Here is a 17,906-nt window from a genome sequence, read left to right as displayed (position 1 = left end):
CGGGGGGTGACCGGCCGGCGGCGGGCATCTGCCCGCCACGGGGGCGTTAAGTCATGTGTGGAATTGCGGGCGCCGTGGGGGCGGGCCTTGCGCCGGAGGCGGCCGCGCGGCTGTCGGTGGCGCTGGCGCATCGCGGCCCCGACGCGGAAGGTATCTGGCGGCAGGGCACGGCGACGCTCTGCCATCGCCGTCTGTCGATCATCGATGTCAGCGCCGCGGCGAACCAGCCGTTCGAAAAGGACGGGCTGGTCATCGTCTTCAACGGCGAAATCTATAACTATCAGGCGCTCCGCGCCGAGCTCGCCGGCCAGGGCGTGGCCTTCCGCACTGAAAGCGACACCGAGGTGCTGCTCGAGGCCTGGCGCGCCTGGGGTGTCGACGGGGTGCGGCGGCTGCGCGGCATGTTCGCCTTCGCGATCGTCGAGGTCACCACCGGCCGCGCGTGGCTCGCCCGCGACCGCTTCGGTATCAAGCCGCTTTTCTATACCGCGCGGCCCGATGGCGCCGTTGCCTTCGCCTCGGAACTCGGCGCGCTCGAAGCCGCGTTTCCCGGCGCGTTCACGCTCGACACGGCAACGGTTGGCGCGTCGCTGCTTTATGTGTTCGTGCCTGAGGATCGCTGCATCTGGCGCGAGGTGAGGAAGCTGCCGCCGGGCGGGGTGCTGGCGATCGAGCCCGATGGCCGCCACAGCCTCGACCGCTACTGGCGCGCGAGCGAATTGCTGGTGCCGCCGGCCGAGCAGCTCGGTACCGCGAGGGGCGCGCGCGACGCGCTTGCGGCCGCTCTCGCAGGGTCGGTGGAGGCGCACCTTGTCTCCGATGTGCCGGTCGGCGCGTTCCTCAGCGGCGGCATCGATTCCAGCCTGATCGTCGCGATGGCCGCGCGGCATCTGGGGGCAATGGACTGCTACACTATCCGCTTCTCTGACGAAGCGCGCGGGCACGAGCGCATGCCCGACGATGCGGCCTATGCGCAGAGGGTGGCGAACCATCTTGGTGTCCGCCTCACGCCGATTGATCTGCAGGCCGATGTCGCGGGGCTGATCCCGAAGATGGTTGCGCACCTGGGTGAGCCGATCGGCGATTCCGCCGCGATCAACACCTTCCTGATGGCGGAAGCCGCGCGCTCGGCCGGTACCAAGGTGCTGCTGTCGGGCATGGGCGCCGACGAGGTGCTGGGCGGCTATCGCCGGCATCGCGCCGCCCTGCTCGCCCGCCATTATCGGCGCGTGCCGGGCGCGGCGCGGCGCGGCGTCGGCAAGCTTGTCGACCTCATGCCGGCATCGACGCGCAGCCGTGGCTTCGTCGCCTCGCGCTGGGCCAAACGCTTCCTGCAGTTCGCCGAACTGCCGGAGGCGGACGCCTATATGCGCAGCTACACCTATTTCGGGCCGGCGGAGTTCGCCGAGCTGCTGGGGCCCGCGGCACCCGAACTGTACGAAACGCTGCGCGGCGACCATGCGGCGCTCTATGCGGCGGGCGGCACCGACCCGCTGGAGCGGATGGCGTTTACCGACGTGAACCACTTCCTCGTCGCGCTGAACCAGACCTACACCGATCGCGCCAGCATGGCGGCCTCCACCGAAGTGCGCGTGCCCTTCGTCGATCCCGAAGTCATCGCCACCGCCTTCCGTATCCCGTCGCGCTTCAAGATCCGCGGCGGGCGGATGAAGTCGGTGCTGAAAGACGTCGCCGCCGACTGGCTGCCCGACGAGATCGTTGACCGCCCCAAGAGTTCCTTCACCATGCCATTGCGCGCCTGGGTGAAGAACGAGTTGGCGGAGATGGTCGACGATTATGTGCTGTCGGCGCAGGGGCTGGCGGGACGCGGCATGTTCGATGCCGGCGTCCTCACGCGGCTGGTCGCCGACGATCGCAGCGGGCGGGCGGACAACGCGCAGCGAATCTGGCATCTGCTGACGATGGAGCAATGGTTCAGGAACCACCGGGTCTGAGATGAAGCAGGTCGTGCAGTCCTTGCGCAGCGGCGAGATCCGGGTAGCCGACGTGCCCGACCCGGCGCTGTCGTCCCGCTATGTGCTGGTGCGCAACGCCGCCTCTGTGATCAGCGCCGGCACCGAGAAAACCAAGGTCGACATGGGCCGCAAGTCGCTGCTTGGGAAAGCGGCGGCGCGGCCCGATCTGGTGCGGCAGGTGCTGAAGAAGCTGCGAACCGACGGCTTCGCCAAGACCTTGCAGACCGTGCGCTCGCGGATGGAGACGCCCAATCCGCTCGGTTACAGCAGTGCCGGTCGGGTCCTCGCGGCGGGCGGCGAGGTGACGGGATTGCAGAAGGGTGACCGTGTCGCCTGCGCCGGGGCCGGCTTTGCCAATCATGCCGAGGTGGTGGCGGTGCCGCGCAACCTCGTGGCGCGGGTGCCCGACAGCGTCAGCGACGAGGAGGCGGCGTTCGCGACCGTCGGTGCCATCGCGCTGCAGGGGTTGCGGCTGGCCGAACCGAAGATCGGCGAGACTTTCCTGGTGCTCGGGCTCGGCCTGCTCGGTCAGATCGCGGTGCAGCTGCTTCGTGCCAACGGCTGCCGGGTGATCGGCACCGATCTCGATCCGGCGCTGTGCAAGCTTGCCGAAGGCTTAGGCGCGGAGACGGCCATCGATCCCGCCGCGCTCGCCAGCCTGTGCGCGGCGCGCACCGGCGGGCACGGCGTCGATGGGGTGATCGTCTGCGCCGGAACGTCGAGCAACCAGCCGATCGAGCTGTGCGGCGAGGTCACGCGCGAGAAGGGGCGGGTGGTCGTCGTCGGCGCGGTCGGCATGGACGTGCCGCGCGAGCCCTATTTCCGGAAAGAGATCGCGCTGGTCATCTCGCGCTCTTACGGCCCGGGCCGCTACGACCCGCGGTATGAGGAGGAAGGCAGCGACTACCCCTATGGCTATGTGCGATTTACCGAACAGCGCAATCTCGAGACCTTCCTCGACCTGCTCGCCAGCGGCGCGGTCGATGTCAAACGGCTGATCACCCACCGCTTCGCGATCGAGGCGGCGCCGCAGGCCTATGAGCTGCTCGCCGGCAAGCCGCGCGAGCCCTATCTGGGCGTTGTGCTGACCTATGCGCCGGAAGTGGCGGCGCTGACGGCGGTCGCAGCGCCGGCAGCGGTGACGGGCGAAGGCCTTGGCATCGCCGTCTATGGCGCCGGCAACTATGCCACGGCGTCGCTGTTGCCGGTGCTCCAGCGCCTGCCCGGGGTGCGTTTCGCCGGCATCGCCACCGCTAGCGGGCGCACCGCGCAGGATCTGGCCGCACGGCTGGGCTTCGCCTTTGCCGGCGCCGACCTGCCGTCGCTGCTGACGCCCGATGGCGATGCGCTGCTGATCGCGACGCGCCACGACACGCATGCTTCGGCGACCGAGGCGGCGTTGCGGGCAGGCAAGCATGTCTATGTCGAAAAGCCGCTGGCGCTGACCTTGGCCGAATGGCGCGCGGTGCGCAGCGCCTGGGCGGCGAGCGGCCGGCAATTGATGGTCGGCTTCAACCGCCGCTTCGCGCCGCTGACCCGGCAGGCGCAGGCGCATTTCGCCGGCGTCGCCACGCCGCTGGTAGTTGCGATCCGAGTCAATGCCGGCGCCATCCCCGCCGATCACTGGATCCAGTCGCCGTCGATCGGCGGCGGGCGGCTGGTGGGCGAGGCGTGCCACTTCATCGATCTCGCCGCGGCGATTGCGGGCGGCGCGCCGCTTGAGGTCAGCGCGATCGGCTCCGGCCGCGCCGACCGGTCCCCGGTCACCAACGACAATGTCGTGGTGACCTTGCGCTTCGCCAACGGCTCGATCGCCAGCGTGGCCTATGTCGCCGACGGCTCGACCGCGCTCGCGAAGGAGCAGGTGGAGATTTTCGGCGGTGGCCGCTCGGCGGTGATCGGGGATTTCCGGCAGCTCGACCTTTACGCTGATGGCGGCCATCGTGCGGTGAAGCTCGGTGCGGTCGACAAGGGGCAGGGCGACATGCTGCGGGGCTGGGTGGCCGGATTGCGTAGCGGCGCACCGTGCGTGCCGGCGGAAGAGTTGTTCGCCACCAGCCTTGCGACGCTGGCCGCAGTTGAATCGCTGCAGACCGGGCAGCCGGTGGTGCTGGCGGATTTCGAAGCGAGCGAATGAGCCCCGACGCCGTCGCCGACCGCTTGCTCGATCGGGCGCGCGACCAGGATTTCGCCGGCTACGACCCGTTCGACGGGCTCAACAGCCGGCTGTTCAACGCCTTGCCACTGATCCGGCGCTGGCCGCTGGCGCGGCTCGCCTGGCTGCAGGCGTTCAAGCGCTCGCCGGTCAATTTCCGCCCGCTCGTCGGTGTTCCGCGGCGGCGCAATCCCAAAGGTGTCGCGCTGTTCATGCTCGGGATGGTCGAGCAATGGCGGCGGACGGGCGACGCGGCGCTGCTCGCCGAGGCGCGCGAACTCGCCGACTGGCTGCTCGACGTGCGCGTCGATCGCACCATCTGGCGGCACAGCGGCTGGGGCTATCATTTCGACTGGCAGGCGCGCGCCTTCCATGTGCTGGAAGGGACCCCCAACGCGATCACCACCTGCTATGTCGCCGGTGCGCTGCGGACGCTGGCGGCGGCGAGCGGGGAGGGGTGCTACGCCGAGGTGGCCGACGACGCGGCGCTGTTCCTCGACGGCACACTCGGGCGCTACGATGGTGACGGCTTCTTCTACGGCTACATCCCCGGCGACCCGACCTTCGTCCACAACGCCAACCTGTGGGTCGCCGCGCGGGTCGCGGAAGGCGCTGCAGCGACCGGCGATGCCAGACTCGCCGAGCGCGCGTTGGCAGCGGCACGGCGGTCGGCGGCGATGCAGGCGGCCGACGGCAGCTGGATCTACGGCACCCGGCCGCACCATCGCTTCATCGACGGCTTCCACACCGGCTATAATCTGGAGGCGCTGAGGCGCCTGCAGACGGCGCTCGGCGTCGACTTGTTCGAGCCGGCGATCGACACGGGCTATGCCTATTACAAGGCGGCCTTCATCGATGCCGACGGCGCGGTGCGCTACTATGCGGGGCAGCGCTGGCCGGAGGAGACGCATTCGGCGGCGCAGGCGCTGGTGACGCTTGCGCTGCTCGGCGATGCGGCGGACCTGGCGCTGGCGGACAAGGTGCGCAGGCGGATGATCGAGACGCTCTACGACGCGCGCCGCGGTGCTTTTCACTATCAGCGCTCGCGCTGGCTCACCAACCGCGTCGATTACAGCCGCTGGTCGCAGGCCTGGGCGTTCTATGCGCTGTCGTTCCTACGGCGGCGCGAGGCGCTGGCACATGGCTGACGCGCCGCTGCCCGTCATCGACTTCGCCGGCGCGCGACTCAATCCGTTGTCGATGGCGGAGACGGTGCGCTGGATCGACAGCCGGCTCGCCGCGCGCAGCTTCACCCAGCATGCGGTCGTCAACGTCGCCAAGCTGGTCCACATGCGGCGCGACGAGCAGCTCCGTCGCTCGGTAGAAGGCTGCGATATCGTCAACATCGACGGCATGGGCGTGGTGTGGGGCGCGCGGCTGGTCGGCCATGCGGTCGGCGAGCGCGTCGCCGGCATCGATCTTTTCCACGCGCTGATCGAGCTGGCGGCGGCGCGCGGATATCCCGTCTATCTGCTCGGCGCCACCGACGAGATGGTGCTGGCGACGCGCGACCGTCTGGTGGAGCGCCACCCGGCGCTGAAGGTCGCCGGCTATCACAACGGCTATTTCTGGGACGACGAGCCGGCGATGGTGCACGAGATCGCCGCGTCGGGCGCGCGGCTGCTGTTCGTCGCCATCACTTCGCCGAGCAAAGAGAATTTCATCGACCGCTGGCGGGACCAGCTCGGCGTCGATTTCGTCATGGGGGTGGGCGGCACCTTCGATGTGGTCGCCGGCAAGGTGAAGCGCGCGCCGCACTGGATGCAGCGGTCGGGGCTGGAATGGCTCTACCGTGTGATCCAGGAACCGCGGCGCATGTTCTATCGCTATTTTTCGACCAACATCATTTTCGCACGAATATTGACTGTTGAGTTGTGGCGGTCGATGTCGCGAAGATAGCGATGTGAGAGTCGCTGAACGGACAGCCGCGACGGGGGCAAAACGGCGCGGTTGTTCGGTTAGAGTTGCGTACGACACCATCGGGGGCAAATGACCGACCGGCGATCAACTCGTGGGTATCATCCGCACGTACGCATGGCGCGTGAGCGCCGGCGCGCTTCCTGGCGCCGGCGCCTCGCCGTTGCCGCCTATGTCATCGCCGTCGCCGCCGCCGGCGTGGGCATCGCGCTTGTCGCCGCCTGATGGTTAGCGCGCTGGCAATCTAGTTGCCTGACCGCTAAGGTTCCCTTTGGGGGGAACCATGAACTTCGTCGCGTCGCGAGTCGAAGTTGAAGGGGCGCCGGCGGAGGGTTCGCCGGCGACGATCGGCGTTGCCCCGGCCGCGCAGCCTCCACTCCGCGACAAGGCCGCCCAGCGCGCGCAACTCTACGCCATCTACCTCGTCATCGACCTCGTCGCTATCACGGTTGGCGTCGGGGCGGCGACAGCCATTCGCTTCGGCTTCACGTCGACCGAGTGGGCGCCTGACGTGCTTACGCTGTTGCTGCCGCTGCACGTGCTGCTGGCGCTCAACATCGGCGCGTTCCAGCTCGATACGCTGACCAGCACCACCTTCAGCATGCGCAAGGGCGTCACCGCCTTTCTCGGCGCGCTGATCGGCGCGGTCATCATCCTGTTTCTGTTGAAGGCGTCGGGCGAATATTCGCGTCTCGCCTTCCTGCTGCTGGTTTTCACCGGCGGCGTGGCGGTGGCGTTCGGCCGGGCTGCGACGCGACTGCTGGCACGCCGGCTGCTGGGCGACCGCGTCGATACCAGCGTCTTGCTGATCGATGGCGCTCACCCGCCGTCGGTCAGCGCCGACATCTATATCCATGCCGCGGGCCAGGGGCTGAAACCGAGCCTCACCGATCCCGAGGCGCTCGACCGGCTCGGTCGCGCGCTGCGCGGCGCTGACCGGGTGATCGTCGCCTGCCCGGCGGAGCGGCGGCTGGCCTGGGCATCGACGCTCAAGGGCATCGGCATCATCGCCGAGATCCTCGCGCCCGAGCTTGATGCTGTCGGCGCGATCGGCACCGGCCGGCTCGGCGACCGGGCGACGATGGTGGTTGGGCGCGGCCCGCTTGGCACCCGCGACCGCACGATCAAGCGCGTCTTCGACCTGGTGCTGGTGATCCTGTCGTCGCCACTCGCGCTGGCGATCTGCGGCATTGTGGCCATCGCGGTGAAGCTCGACACGCGTGGCCCGGTGCTGTTCACGCAGACACGGGTGGGCGAGGGCAATCGCCAGTTCCGCATGCACAAGTTCCGCTCGATGCGCATCGAGCGGCTCGACGGCGACGGGCGGGTGTCGACCCTCCGCGATGACGACCGGGTGACGCGGGTGGGGCGCTTCATCCGCGCGACCAGCCTCGACGAGCTGCCGCAGCTCTGGAATGTGCTCACCGGCGAGATGAGCATTGTCGGCCCGCGCCCGCACGCGCTCGGCTCGACCGCCGAGAGCCATTTGTTCTGGGAGATCGACGAGCGCTACTGGCAGCGGCACGCGGCGAAGCCCGGCCTTACCGGGCTGGCGCAGGTGCGCGGCCACCGCGGCGCCACCGAGACGCGCGGCGCGCTGGTTGATCGTATCCAGTCCGACCTCGAATATGTCGTCGACTGGTCGATCTGGCGTGACATGCGCATCCTGGTGTCGACCTTGCGGGTGCTGTTCCACCGCAACGCCTATTAGGCGTTACGCCGGCTCGAGCGCCTTTGCCTTGGCGATCTTGTCGCGCCACACCAACGGCGCGGTATGGTGCACTGACTCACCCGTCGAATCGACGGCGACGGTCACCGGCATGTCGCGCACCTCGAACTCGTAGATCGCCTCCATGCCGAGGTCCTCGAACGCAAGCACCTTGCTGCCCTTGATCGCCTTGGAGACGAGATAGGCCGCGCCGCCGACCGCCATCAGATAGGCGGCCTTGTGCTTTTCGATCGCCTCGATCGCGATCGGCCCGCGCTCGGCCTTGCCGACCATGGCGATGAGGCCGGTCTCCGCCAGCATCGTTTCGGTGAACTTGTCCATGCGGGTGGCGGTGGTGGGGCCGGCCGGGCCGACCACCTCGTCGCGCACCGGATCGACCGGGCCGACATAATAGATGACTCGGTTCTTGAAGCTGACGGGAAGCTGCTCGCCCTTCGCCAGCATGTCGGTCATCCGCTTGTGCGCGGCGTCGCGGCCGGTGAGCATCTTGCCGTTCAAGAGCAGGCGGTCGCCCGGCTTCCACGAGGCGACCACTTCCGGCGTCAGCGCGTCGAGATCGACGCGGATCGCTTCCTTCGACGGCTTCCAGTCGACTTTCGGCCATTCGGCGAGATTCGGCGCCTCGAGATAGGCGGGGCCGGAGCCGTCGAGCGTGAAATGCGCGTGGCGCGTGGCGGCGCAATTGGGGATCATCGCGATCGGCTTCGACGCGGCGTGCGTCGGCGTGTCGAGAATCTTGACGTCGAGCACGGTGGCGAGGCCGCCCAAGCCCTGCGCGCCGATGCCGAGCGCGTTGACCTTGTCGTGAAGCTCGATGCGCAGCTCCTCGATCTTGTTCTGCGGCCCGCGGCTTTTGAGCTCCGCCAGGTCGATGGGGAGCATCAGCGACTCCTTCGCCAGCAGCATCGCCTTTTCGGCCGAGCCGCCGATGCCGATGCCAAGCATGCCCGGCGGACACCAGCCGGCGCCCATCTTCGGGACCATCTCCAGCACCCAGTCGACGATCGATTCGGAGGGGTTGAGCATCGCGAACTTGGTCTTGTTCTCGCTGCCGCCCCCCTTTGCCGCCACGGTGATCTCGACATGGTCGCCGGGGACGAACTCGATGTGGGTGATCGCGGGCGTGTTATCGCGGGTGTTGGTGCGGCCGAAGGCGGGGTCGGCGACGATCGAGGCGCGCAGGCGATTCTCCGGGTGGAGATAGGCGCGGCGTACACCTTCGTTAATCATTTCCTCAACGGTCATCGTGGCTTGCCAGGTGACGTTCATGCCGACCTTCACGAAGGCGACGACGATGCCGGTGTCCTGGCAGATCGGGCGATGCCCCTCGGCGCACATGCGGCTGTTGGTGAGGATCTGCGCGATCGCGTCCTTCGCGGCGGGGCCTTCCTCGAGCTCATAGGCCCGGCCCAGCGCCCGGATATAGTCCATCGGATGGTAATAGGAGATGAACTGAAGGGCATCCGCCACTGATTCGATTACATCTTCCTGGCGAATTACCGTCACTTGCCGTCCCCCGTTGAAATCGCTTTCGAAGCGCTTCTAGCGCGAGGCCCTTGCGGGGTCCATTAACGATCCTTGACGACCGACGCCGCTAGCGCCTTGGACACTCTCGGAAAACGAAAAAATTAAGATTCGCCCCCTTGCGACCCTATCGATTTAGGCACAGGATATGGTTCTGGGACTGGGGGGTCACCACTATATCATGTGGATGTCACGGATCGATGTTAGCATCGGAGTCGATGCGATCCGTGTTGGTGACGCCATGTTCCGGAGGGGTTTAGCCCTGTGGATTGCGAGGATATCGGGGATGGCGTGAATTCGCCGTCGACCCGGGCGCGATGAGCGTCCAAGCCTCGATCCATAGGCCGGTGTAGCAGGGGAATGGCGCTATGGAGTTCAGCGGTAATGAGGCAGCGGCCGTGGCCAGCCTGACCGGCGTTTCGGGCCCGATGCCCGATCCCATTCACAAGCCGCGATTCAACGTGGAGACCGACGCGTCGCGTGATGCGCTGCTGACCGCGTTCGGCAAGGACACGCTCGACGACCGCTATCTGCTGCCGGGCGAGACCTACCAGGATCTCTTCGCCCGCGTCGCCTCGGCCTATGCCGACGACCAGGACCATGCGCAGCGCGTCTACGACTATATCTCCAAGCTGTGGTTCATGCCGGCGACGCCAGTGCTGTCGAACGGCGGCACCGGGCGCGGCCTGCCGATCAGCTGCTACCTCAATTCGGTGGATGACAGCCTCAACGCCATCGTCGACACTTGGAACGAGAATGTCTGGCTCGCCTCGCGCGGCGGCGGCATCGGCACCTATTGGGGCAATGTCCGCGGCATCGGCGAGCCGGTCGGCCTCAACGGCAAGACCAGCGGCATCATCCCGTTCGTCCGCGTGATGGACTCGCTGACCCTGGCGATCAGCCAGGGCTCGCTGCGCCGCGGCTCGGCCGCCGTCTATCTCGACGTCAACCACCCGGAGATCGAGGAATTCCTCGAAATCCGTAAGCCCTCGGGCGACTTCAACCGCAAGGCGCTGAACCTGCACCACGGCGTGCTGATCACCGACGCCTTCATGGAAGCGGTGCGCAACGGCGAGCCGTTCGACCTCGTCAGCCCGAAGACCGGCGAGAAGCGCGGCGAAGTCGATGCCCGCTCGCTGTTCATCAAGCTGGTCGAGACGCGGCTGGCGACGGGCGAGCCCTACATCATCTTCGCCGACACCGTGAACAAGACGATGCCGAAGCATCACCGCGATCTCGGCCTCAAGGTGTCGACCTCGAACCTCTGCTCGGAAATCACGCTGCCGACCGGCAAGGATCACCTCGGCGTGCACCGCACCGCGGTCTGCTGCCTGTCGTCGATGAACCTCGAGACCTGGGACGAGTGGAACGGCGACAAGCAGTTCGTCGAGGACATCATGCGGTTCCTCGACAATGTGCTGACCGACTATATCGAGCGGGCGCCCGAAGACATGGCGCGCGCCAAATATTCGGCGATGCGCGAGCGCTCGGTGGGCCTCGGCGTCATGGGCTATCACAGCTTCCTGCAGGCGCGCGGCGTGCCGTTCGAAAGCGCGATGGCGAAGTCGTGGAACCTGAAGATCTTCAAGCACATCCGCGGCAAGGTCGACGAAGCGTCGATGACGCTCGCCACCGAGCGCGGGGCCTGCCCCGATGCCGCCGACATGGGCGTGATGGAGCGCTTTTCCTGCAAGATGGCGATCGCGCCGACCGCGTCGATCTCGATCATCTGCGGCGGCACCTCGGCCTGCATCGAGCCGATCCCGGCGAACATCTACACGCACAAGACGCTGTCGGGCAGCTTCTCGATCAAGAATCCTTATCTGGAAAAGCTGCTGATCGAGAAGGCGAAGAACGCCGACGCGGTCTGGAACTCGATCCTCGAGCAGGGCGGCTCGGTCCAGCATCTCGACTTCCTGACGGTCGACGAGAAGGCGACCTACCGCACCGCGTTCGAGATCGACCAGCGCTGGCTGCTCGAGCTGGCGGCGGATCGCACGCCCTATATCGACCAGGCGCAGTCGCTAAACCTCTACATCCCGGCCGACATCGAGAAGTGGGACCTGCTGATGCTCCATTTCCGCGCCTGGGAGCTGGGGATCAAGTCGCTCTATTACTGTCGGTCGAAGAGCATCCAGCGCGCGGGCTTTGCCGGCGGGGTGGAAACGGACAACACGTCGGAGCTGCGCGCCGTCGACTTCGAGGTCGAGCGCAAGGACTACGACGAGTGCTTGGCGTGCCAATAACACGCCGGTCAACCCGGTGGCGCCTCTCGGGGCGCGCCGGGTAGGGCGGGGGTGAAGCCGGGCCGGACACCGATCTTTTTGATAAAACCGACCGGCGTCTGCTTCACCCCTGCCACACAGTTTCGATCAAAGTGGTACTTTGATCGAGTTTGGGAGGGGGCGATCCTACCGCGTCATTCCGGCGAAAGCCGGAATCCAGACCGACGGTAGGACTGGGTCCCGGCTTTCGCCGGGACGACGATGTGAGTGGAGTTGGGACAATGCCGCTGCTGGAAGCCTCAAAGAGCTACAAGCCGTTCGAATACCCGTGGGCGTTCGACATGTGGAAGCGCCAGCAGCAGATCCACTGGATGCCCGAGGAAGTGCCGCTCGGCGAGGATTGCCGCGACTGGGCGCAGAAGCTGTCCGATCATGAGCGCAACCTGCTGACGCAGATTTTCCGCTTCTTCACCCAGGCCGACGTCGAGGTGCAGGACTGCTACCACGAGAAATACGGCCGGGTGTTCAAGCCGACCGAGATCAAGATGATGCTCGCCGCCTTCTCCAACATGGAGACGGTGCACATCGCGGCCTACAGCCACCTGCTCGACACCATCGGCATGCCCGAGAGCGAGTACAGCGCCTTCCTCAACTACAAGGAAATGCGCGACAAGCATGACTTCATGCACACCTTCGGCGTCGACAGCGACGCCGACATCGCGCGCACGCTCGCGATGTTCGGCGGCTTCACCGAGGGGCTGCAGCTGTTCGCGTCCTTCGCGATGCTGATGAACTTCCCGCGCTTCAACAAGATGAAGGGCATGGGCCAGATCGTCAGCTGGTCGGTACGTGACGAGAGCCTGCACTGCGACGGCATCATCAAGCTGTTCCACGCCTTCACCAAGGAGCGGAACTGCCTCACGAAGGCGGTGCGCGACGACATCATCGACGTCTGCCAGAAGGTCGTCCGTTTGGAGGACGCCTTCATCGACCTTGCCTTCGAGATGGGGCCGGTGTCCGGCATGACGCCGAAGGAAATCAAGAAGTACGTCCGCTTCATCGCCGACTGGCGCCTCCAGCAGCTCGGCCTGCCGGCGATCTACCTGATCGACGAACACCCGCTGCCCTGGCTCCAGCCGCTCCTCAACGGCGTCGAGCACGCCAACTTCTTCGAGACCCGCGCCACCGAATATTCGAAGGCGGCGACCAAGGGGAACTGGAACGAAGTGTGGGACGCCTTCGACCGCCGCAAGGACGCCAAGATCGCGTCGGCCGCGAACGAGAGCAATGACGGCGAGACGGGCGAACTGCTCGGCGGCGCCGGCGGGATGATTGCGGCGGAGTAGTTCGAAATATCATGGCGTCCGTCGTTGCCCTTCATGCGCGGTCGGACGTTGCTCTCTCCAAGCTGACTCAATTAACGATCACCCTCGTCGCCGGACACGGCGTCGAGGGTGATCGCCATTCAGGTCCCACCCGTCGCCACCGCGCGCGCTTCCGCCCGACCGTCGAGGTGCCGAACCTGCGGCAGGTGCATCTCATCCAGTCGGAGCTGTTCGCCGAACTGGCGGCCAAGGGCTTTGCCGTGGCGCCGGGGGAGATGGGGGAGAATGTCACCACCGTCGGGATCGATCTGCTGGCGCTGCCGGTGGGGGCGCGGCTGCGGCTTGGCGGTGACGCGGTGGTCGAGCTGACCGGGTTGCGGACGCCGTGCTTCAAGCTCGATCGCTGGCAGCCGGGGTTGAAGATGGCGACCGTCGAGCGCGGCGTGCGCAACAAGATCACCCTGAAGGCGGGGGTGATGGGGATCGTGGTGGCGGGCGGCGAGATTCGGGCCGGGGATGCGATCATGGCGGAGTGGCCGCCGCTGCCACATCTGCCGCTGAAGCCGGTCTGAGGCGCGCGCCGCGTCGCAATGGTGGCTGGCAATGGCCGCCGCGGCGCGCCATCATCATCGCCATGAGTTTCCTTGCCGCCCTGATGCTCCTGCAAGCCGCCGGCCTGCCGCCGGCGCCGACATGGCGGCCCGATGCGCCGATCCCGGGGCCGACCTCGATGCAGGGCGCGTCGTCCGCCGCGCCCGCCACCACGATGGGCGTCGCTGATCGGCGGGTGGCGCGATCGCCCGACGGGCATTTCTATGTGACGGGGCTGGTGAACGGAGTCGGGGTGCGCTTCGTCGTCGATACCGGCGCCGGGATGGTGATGCTGACCCCGCAGGACGCGGCGCGCGCCGGGATCAATATCGGCCCGGCCGCCTATACCGCGCAGGCGAAGACGGCGGGCGGAGTGTCGGCGGTGGCGCCGGTGACGCTCGAGCGGGTCGCCGTCGGCGGGCGTCAGGTCAGCAATGTGTTCGCGGTGGTGTCGAGCGTCGACACCGGCATCTCGTTGCTCGGCATGAGCTTCCTTCGCCACCTGAAGCGCGTCACCATCGAGAATGACGTGCTGCTGCTCGAATGATCGGCGCCAAATGATCGATGGGGATCACGTCGAGGCGCTGCTGCAGGCGTCGGCGCGCGCCGGCGAGGCGGTGACCTATTCGGAGGTGCTCGGCGCGCTCGGCTTCTCCTTCTCGCGGCCGAAGATGCGGGCGCTGTGCAAGACGCTCGACGACATCGACGCGCGGGCGCGCGGTCGCGGCGAGCCCGAGCTGGCGGTGCTGGTGGTGCGTCAGTCGGATCGGCTGCCGGGGCAGGGCTGGTGGGTCGGCGGCCGGCCGGCCCGCGACGGCTACAAGGGCGAATGGGAGGGGCCGAAGGCGGCCGCCTATATCCGCAAGGTGCAGGCCGAGGTGTTTGGCTATTGGGGGGCAAATACTGGAAGGCGCGTTAACCGCATCGGGTAACGCAGTGTTAGCGCCGGCGGCGATACTCAGCCCGAATGCGGTTCTACGAGCGCCTGTTTCCCATCGCGATGCTCACCTGCGTCGGCGCGGGCGCGTGGGCGTTTGTGCAGGCGGACGCCGTGTCGGCCTCGCATGATTTCCTGGCGGCGGCGCTGGCGATGCGGCTTGACGAGCGGCTGCGCGGGCGCTGGTGGGTGATCGAGGATGACGCCGCGGAATGGGCGTTTATCCGGGGGGTTGGGTAAGCCTCTCCCGTCGACACCCCCGTTCGACAACCCCCAAGTCCGTCATTCCGGCGAAGGCCGGAATCCAACTTTTTATCTTTCCTCCGCTCCCGCTGAGCTTGTCGCAGCGTCTCTGGCGGCGCGGCAGCGCTCGCCCTTCGACGGGCTCAGGGTAAGCGGGAAAGGGCGCTGGATGCTCGCAGATGGATCCCGGCTTTCGCCGGGATGACGGTTTGGGCGGGGTGGCACCGGACCTGGGGAGCGGTTAGAGCGTCCGCGCGTTGAACGTGTCGCACGCCGCGACGCTACCCTGCTGATAGCCCGCCATGAACCAGCGCATGCGCTGTTCCGAGCTGCCGTGGGTGAAGCTGTCCGGCACGACGCGGCCCTGCGACTGGCGCTGGAGGGTGTCGTCGCCGATCGATTCAGCGGCGCGCATCGCTTCCTCGATGTCGCCGGGTTCCAGCCGCTGGGCGTTGTCGCGGCCCCAGAGGCCGGCGTAGCAATCGGCCTGCAGCTCCATGCGCACCTGCAGCGCATTGGCCTCGCGCTCGCCGGCCTTGGCCTGCGCGCTCCGCACCTGATCGGCGACGCCGGTGACGGTCTGGATATGGTGGCCGACCTCGTGCGCGATGACGTAAGCGGCGGCGAAATCGCCGGGGGCGCCGAAGCGGCGGCTGAGCTCGTCGAAGAAGCTGGTGTCGAGATACACTTTCCGGTCGGCCGGGCAGTAGAAGGGGCCGGTCGCCGCCTGCGCCGCGCCGCAGCCCGACTGGCCGAAGCCGTCGTAGAGGACGAGCGTCGGCTCAGGGTAATCCTGACCTTCGGCGGCGAAGATCTTGCTCCACGTCGTCTCGGTGGTTTCCAGCACGCGCGCGACGAACTGGTCGGCGGCGGCGGTCTCGGGCGACGTCTGCTGGCCGACCTGCTGCCCGACTGGCTGACGCGGCGTGCCGCTGCCGCCGCCGAACGGGTTGATGCCGAACGCGAAGGCGAGGATGACTAGCAGGATGACGCCGCCAAGGCCGAGACCGCGGCCCATGAACAGCAGCGGGAGCAGGCCGCCGAGCCCGCCGCCACCGCCGCCGCCACCCATGCCGCGCTGGTTCTCGATGTTGCTGCTGCCGCGCAGGTCGTCCAGGCGCATGGTGGTTCTCCGCTTCCCTGCTCGCTCAACCGGGCAGGGCGGTAAAAAGTTGCTCCGATACGCCGTCGCTGCGTAGGAAAGCCGATATGGACGAGAGCACGGTATCCGACGTCGCGCACGTCATCCAGCTGGCCGTGGCGCCGGTGTTCCTGCTCGCGGGCATCGGATCGATCCTCAACGTGATGACCGCGCGGCTGGGCCGCGTCATCGACCGCGCCCGGCGGCTCGAGGCGCATCTGATGGAATTGCCCGAGGCGGAGCGGGCGAAGCACATCCCCGAACTCGAAATCCTCGACCGCCGCATGGCGACGGCGCACTGGGCGATCGGCTGCTGCGTCGCCTCGGCGCTGTTTGTCTGCCTGCTCGTCGCCATCCTGTTCCTCGCCGACATGACCGAGCGTGGGTCGGCGCGGGTGGTGGCGGGGCTGTTCACCATCGCCATGGGACTGATCGTCGTCGGCCTGTCGCTGTTCCTCTACGAAATCAACATCGCCACGCGGTCGGTGCGCGTCTCGCGGCATCTGCTGCCTGAGCGCAAGCGCCGGCTTCATTAGCCGTTCATCCCCCGAAACGGATAACGCCGCCCTCGGATGGGCGCGTCTCGGTGACAGGTCGCGATGATTGCGGCGCCCATGAACTGTCCGACCAACCCCGGCGCCACGGGCTTTTGTGGCGCAAAGGCCGCCGCACCGGCCCCCGGAAAGAACGGACGTGTACGATGACCATGGACGATATCCGCTCGCTCGACAGTATCCTCGGGCAGATCCGCGCGATCCATGACGAGCTGGCCGAGCGCCATGCCGGCTTGGCCGTGCTTCACATGGATGCCGCGATGGCCGCGCTCGAGAGCCATATCCGCCGTCAGCGCGACGCCGCCGACGAGCAGCCGTCGGAGCAGGTCGCCTGACGCGTCTGCGACGCGCTGCTCTCTCGCTTTCGTAAGACAAGGATGGCATGGGCGGGTGCATGAAGCTCGTCCGCCTCCTGCTCGCGTTCGTCGCGATCGCCGCCTTGCCGCGCCCGGCGCTCGCCTGGGGCGAATATGGCCACAAGACCGTCGCCAGCATCGCCTGGGCGTATCTTACGCCGAAGGCCAAAGCGGGGGTCACGCGGCTGCTGAAGGCCGAAAGCCAGGTGGCGACGCCCGAATGCCCGCTGAAGTCGATCGAGGACGCCAGCTACTGGCCCGATTGCATCCGCGGCATGGGCGACCGCTTCAGCTATTCCTATCCGTGGCATTATCAGAACGTCCATGTCTGCAAGGACTTCGATGCCAAGGCGAACTGTCCCGACGGCAATTGCGTATCGGCGCAGATCGCCCGCCACGCCAAGCTGATCGCCAATGACAAAGTGCCCGACCGCGAGAAGCTGATGTCGCTCGCCTGGCTCGTCCACTTCGTCGGTGACATGCATCAGCCGCTGCACGCCGGCGACGCCGCCGACCGGGGCGGCAACAGCGTGCGTGCGGCTTACGGCCTGATCGCGCCGGAGCGGATGAATCTGCACCGCATCTGGGACACCGAGCTGGCCGAGCGCAGCCTGTCCGAGCCGCCGGGCGACGTGCCGGGGCTGCTGTCGCAGATCACGCCGGAGCTGGCCGCGCAGTGGCAGCAGGGCGGGGTGTCGGACTGGCACCGCGATGGCTGGGAAGTGTCGGGCCGGCTCGCCTACGGCAAGCTTGCCGGCGTCAATATCTGCGAGGCTAAGCCGACGGCGCGGGTGATGGTCGACGAGGCCTATATCGCCGCAACGCGCGAGGCGGTGCGCGAACAGGCCAAGCGCGGCGGCGTGCGGCTGGCGAAGATGATCAACGAGGCGTTTCAGTAGAGGCCGCCGCCTCTTTCACACGCTCCGTCATTCCGGCGAAAGCCGGAATCCAGACCGACCTTCAGACTGGATACCGGCTTTCGCCGGTATGACGGGCTGTGGTGGGCCGCTGCCGCTCCCTTTCCTGTCATCCCCGCGAAGGTGGGGACCCGCCGTCGAACACCCCAGACGCTCATGCGGAGCTTGTCGAAGCAGGATTGGCGCGCTGAGGCGTCCCGGCGAGCTCGCCCTTCGACAAGCTCAGCGTGAGCGGGGTGGGTCGCGCTTGGCTCCGAGTGGGTCCCTGCCTGCGCGGGGATGACGAAGAAGGGGGGCGCCTCCGCACAAACGGTAG

The 17,906-nt window shown here is 67.3% G+C and carries 16 protein-coding genes; 14 read left to right on the top strand and 2 right to left on the bottom strand.

Annotation, left to right across the window (positions count from 1 at the left end):
- Positions 1–53: 53 nt before the first annotated feature.
- From asnB to ACFOMD_RS15655, 5 genes are all read left to right on the top strand, one after another.
- Positions 54–1,955: an asparagine synthase (glutamine-hydrolyzing) gene (gene asnB / locus ACFOMD_RS15675; protein WP_380863048.1), complete on the top strand. Its 1,902-nt coding sequence runs from the start codon at positions 54–56 to the stop codon at positions 1,953–1,955.
- A gap of 1 nt (position 1,956) precedes the next feature.
- Positions 1,957–4,113, top strand: a complete 2,157-nt coding sequence (locus ACFOMD_RS15670) for a bi-domain-containing oxidoreductase (protein WP_380863046.1) — start codon at positions 1,957–1,959, stop codon at positions 4,111–4,113.
- Positions 4,110–5,279 (top strand): hypothetical protein, encoded by a 1,170-nt coding sequence (locus tag ACFOMD_RS15665; protein WP_380863044.1) that lies wholly within the window; start codon positions 4,110–4,112, stop codon positions 5,277–5,279. Before ACFOMD_RS15670 ends, ACFOMD_RS15665 begins: the two co-directional genes overlap by 4 nt.
- Positions 5,272–6,030, top strand: a complete 759-nt coding sequence (locus ACFOMD_RS15660; RefSeq protein WP_380863042.1) for a WecB/TagA/CpsF family glycosyltransferase — start codon at positions 5,272–5,274, stop codon at positions 6,028–6,030. Before ACFOMD_RS15665 ends, ACFOMD_RS15660 begins: the two co-directional genes overlap by 8 nt.
- 301 nt (positions 6,031–6,331) lie before the next feature.
- Entirely contained in the window at positions 6,332–7,759 is a 1,428-nt protein-coding gene (locus ACFOMD_RS15655; RefSeq protein ID WP_380863040.1) for a sugar transferase, read from the top strand.
- 3 nt (positions 7,760–7,762) lie between these two features.
- Here ACFOMD_RS15655 and ACFOMD_RS15650 read toward each other — a convergent pair whose 3' ends face one another.
- The gene (locus tag ACFOMD_RS15650; RefSeq protein WP_380863038.1) at positions 7,763–9,283 is read right to left on the bottom strand and encodes a fumarate hydratase; all 1,521 of its coding nucleotides are present in this window, start codon (positions 9,281–9,283) and stop codon (positions 7,763–7,765) included.
- Between the two features lie 446 nt (positions 9,284–9,729).
- Here ACFOMD_RS15650 and ACFOMD_RS15645 point away from each other — a divergent pair, with 446 nt between their 5' ends.
- The 6 genes from ACFOMD_RS15645 (at position 9,730) to ACFOMD_RS15620 (ending at position 14,619) form a co-directional block, all read left to right on the top strand.
- Positions 9,730–11,547: a ribonucleoside-diphosphate reductase subunit alpha gene (locus tag ACFOMD_RS15645; protein ID WP_380863036.1), complete on the top strand. Its 1,818-nt coding sequence runs from the start codon at positions 9,730–9,732 to the stop codon at positions 11,545–11,547.
- 260 nt (positions 11,548–11,807) lie between these two features.
- Complete coding sequence (locus ACFOMD_RS15640; protein WP_380863034.1) at positions 11,808–12,872, top strand: ribonucleotide-diphosphate reductase subunit beta; 1,065 nt, start codon at positions 11,808–11,810, stop codon at positions 12,870–12,872.
- A gap of 11 nt (positions 12,873–12,883) precedes the next feature.
- Positions 12,884–13,423: an MOSC domain-containing protein gene (locus ACFOMD_RS15635; protein ID WP_380863032.1), complete on the top strand. Its 540-nt coding sequence runs from the start codon at positions 12,884–12,886 to the stop codon at positions 13,421–13,423.
- A 62-nt stretch (positions 13,424–13,485) separates the two neighbouring features.
- The gene (locus ACFOMD_RS15630) at positions 13,486–13,989 is read left to right on the top strand and encodes a retropepsin-like aspartic protease family protein (protein WP_380863030.1); all 504 of its coding nucleotides are present in this window, start codon (positions 13,486–13,488) and stop codon (positions 13,987–13,989) included.
- Positions 13,990–13,999: 10 nt separating this feature from the next.
- The gene (locus tag ACFOMD_RS15625) at positions 14,000–14,374 is read left to right on the top strand and encodes a ribose-phosphate pyrophosphokinase (protein ID WP_380863028.1); all 375 of its coding nucleotides are present in this window, start codon (positions 14,000–14,002) and stop codon (positions 14,372–14,374) included.
- 35 nt (positions 14,375–14,409) lie between these two features.
- Positions 14,410–14,619 carry a hypothetical protein gene (locus ACFOMD_RS15620; RefSeq protein ID WP_380863026.1) on the top strand — a complete coding sequence of 70 codons (210 nt, stop codon included), beginning with the start codon at positions 14,410–14,412 and terminating at the stop codon, positions 14,617–14,619.
- Positions 14,620–14,863: 244 nt separating this feature from the next.
- Here ACFOMD_RS15620 and ypfJ read toward each other — a convergent pair whose 3' ends face one another.
- Entirely contained in the window at positions 14,864–15,745 is an 882-nt protein-coding gene (gene ypfJ / locus ACFOMD_RS15615) for a KPN_02809 family neutral zinc metallopeptidase (protein ID WP_380863024.1), read from the bottom strand.
- 86 nt (positions 15,746–15,831) lie between these two features.
- On the opposite strand from ypfJ, the gene ACFOMD_RS15610 reads away from it, so the two are divergent.
- The 3 genes from ACFOMD_RS15610 (at position 15,832) to ACFOMD_RS15600 (ending at position 17,572) form a co-directional block, all read left to right on the top strand.
- Positions 15,832–16,299 carry a DUF2721 domain-containing protein gene (locus tag ACFOMD_RS15610; RefSeq protein WP_380863022.1) on the top strand — a complete coding sequence of 156 codons (468 nt, stop codon included), beginning with the start codon at positions 15,832–15,834 and terminating at the stop codon, positions 16,297–16,299.
- Positions 16,300–16,463: 164 nt separating this feature from the next.
- Entirely contained in the window at positions 16,464–16,652 is a 189-nt protein-coding gene (locus ACFOMD_RS15605; protein WP_380863020.1) for a hypothetical protein, read from the top strand.
- 59 nt (positions 16,653–16,711) lie between these two features.
- The gene (locus ACFOMD_RS15600) at positions 16,712–17,572 is read left to right on the top strand and encodes a S1/P1 nuclease (RefSeq protein ID WP_380863018.1); all 861 of its coding nucleotides are present in this window, start codon (positions 16,712–16,714) and stop codon (positions 17,570–17,572) included.
- Positions 17,573–17,906 lie beyond the last annotated feature (334 nt).

Origin of the sequence: Sphingoaurantiacus capsulatus (assembly GCF_042648405.1) — a bacterium.
Classification (GTDB): Bacteria; Pseudomonadota; Alphaproteobacteria; order Sphingomonadales; family Sphingomonadaceae; genus Sphingoaurantiacus; species Sphingoaurantiacus capsulatus.
This window is presented reverse-complemented; position numbering and strand designations above follow the sequence as displayed.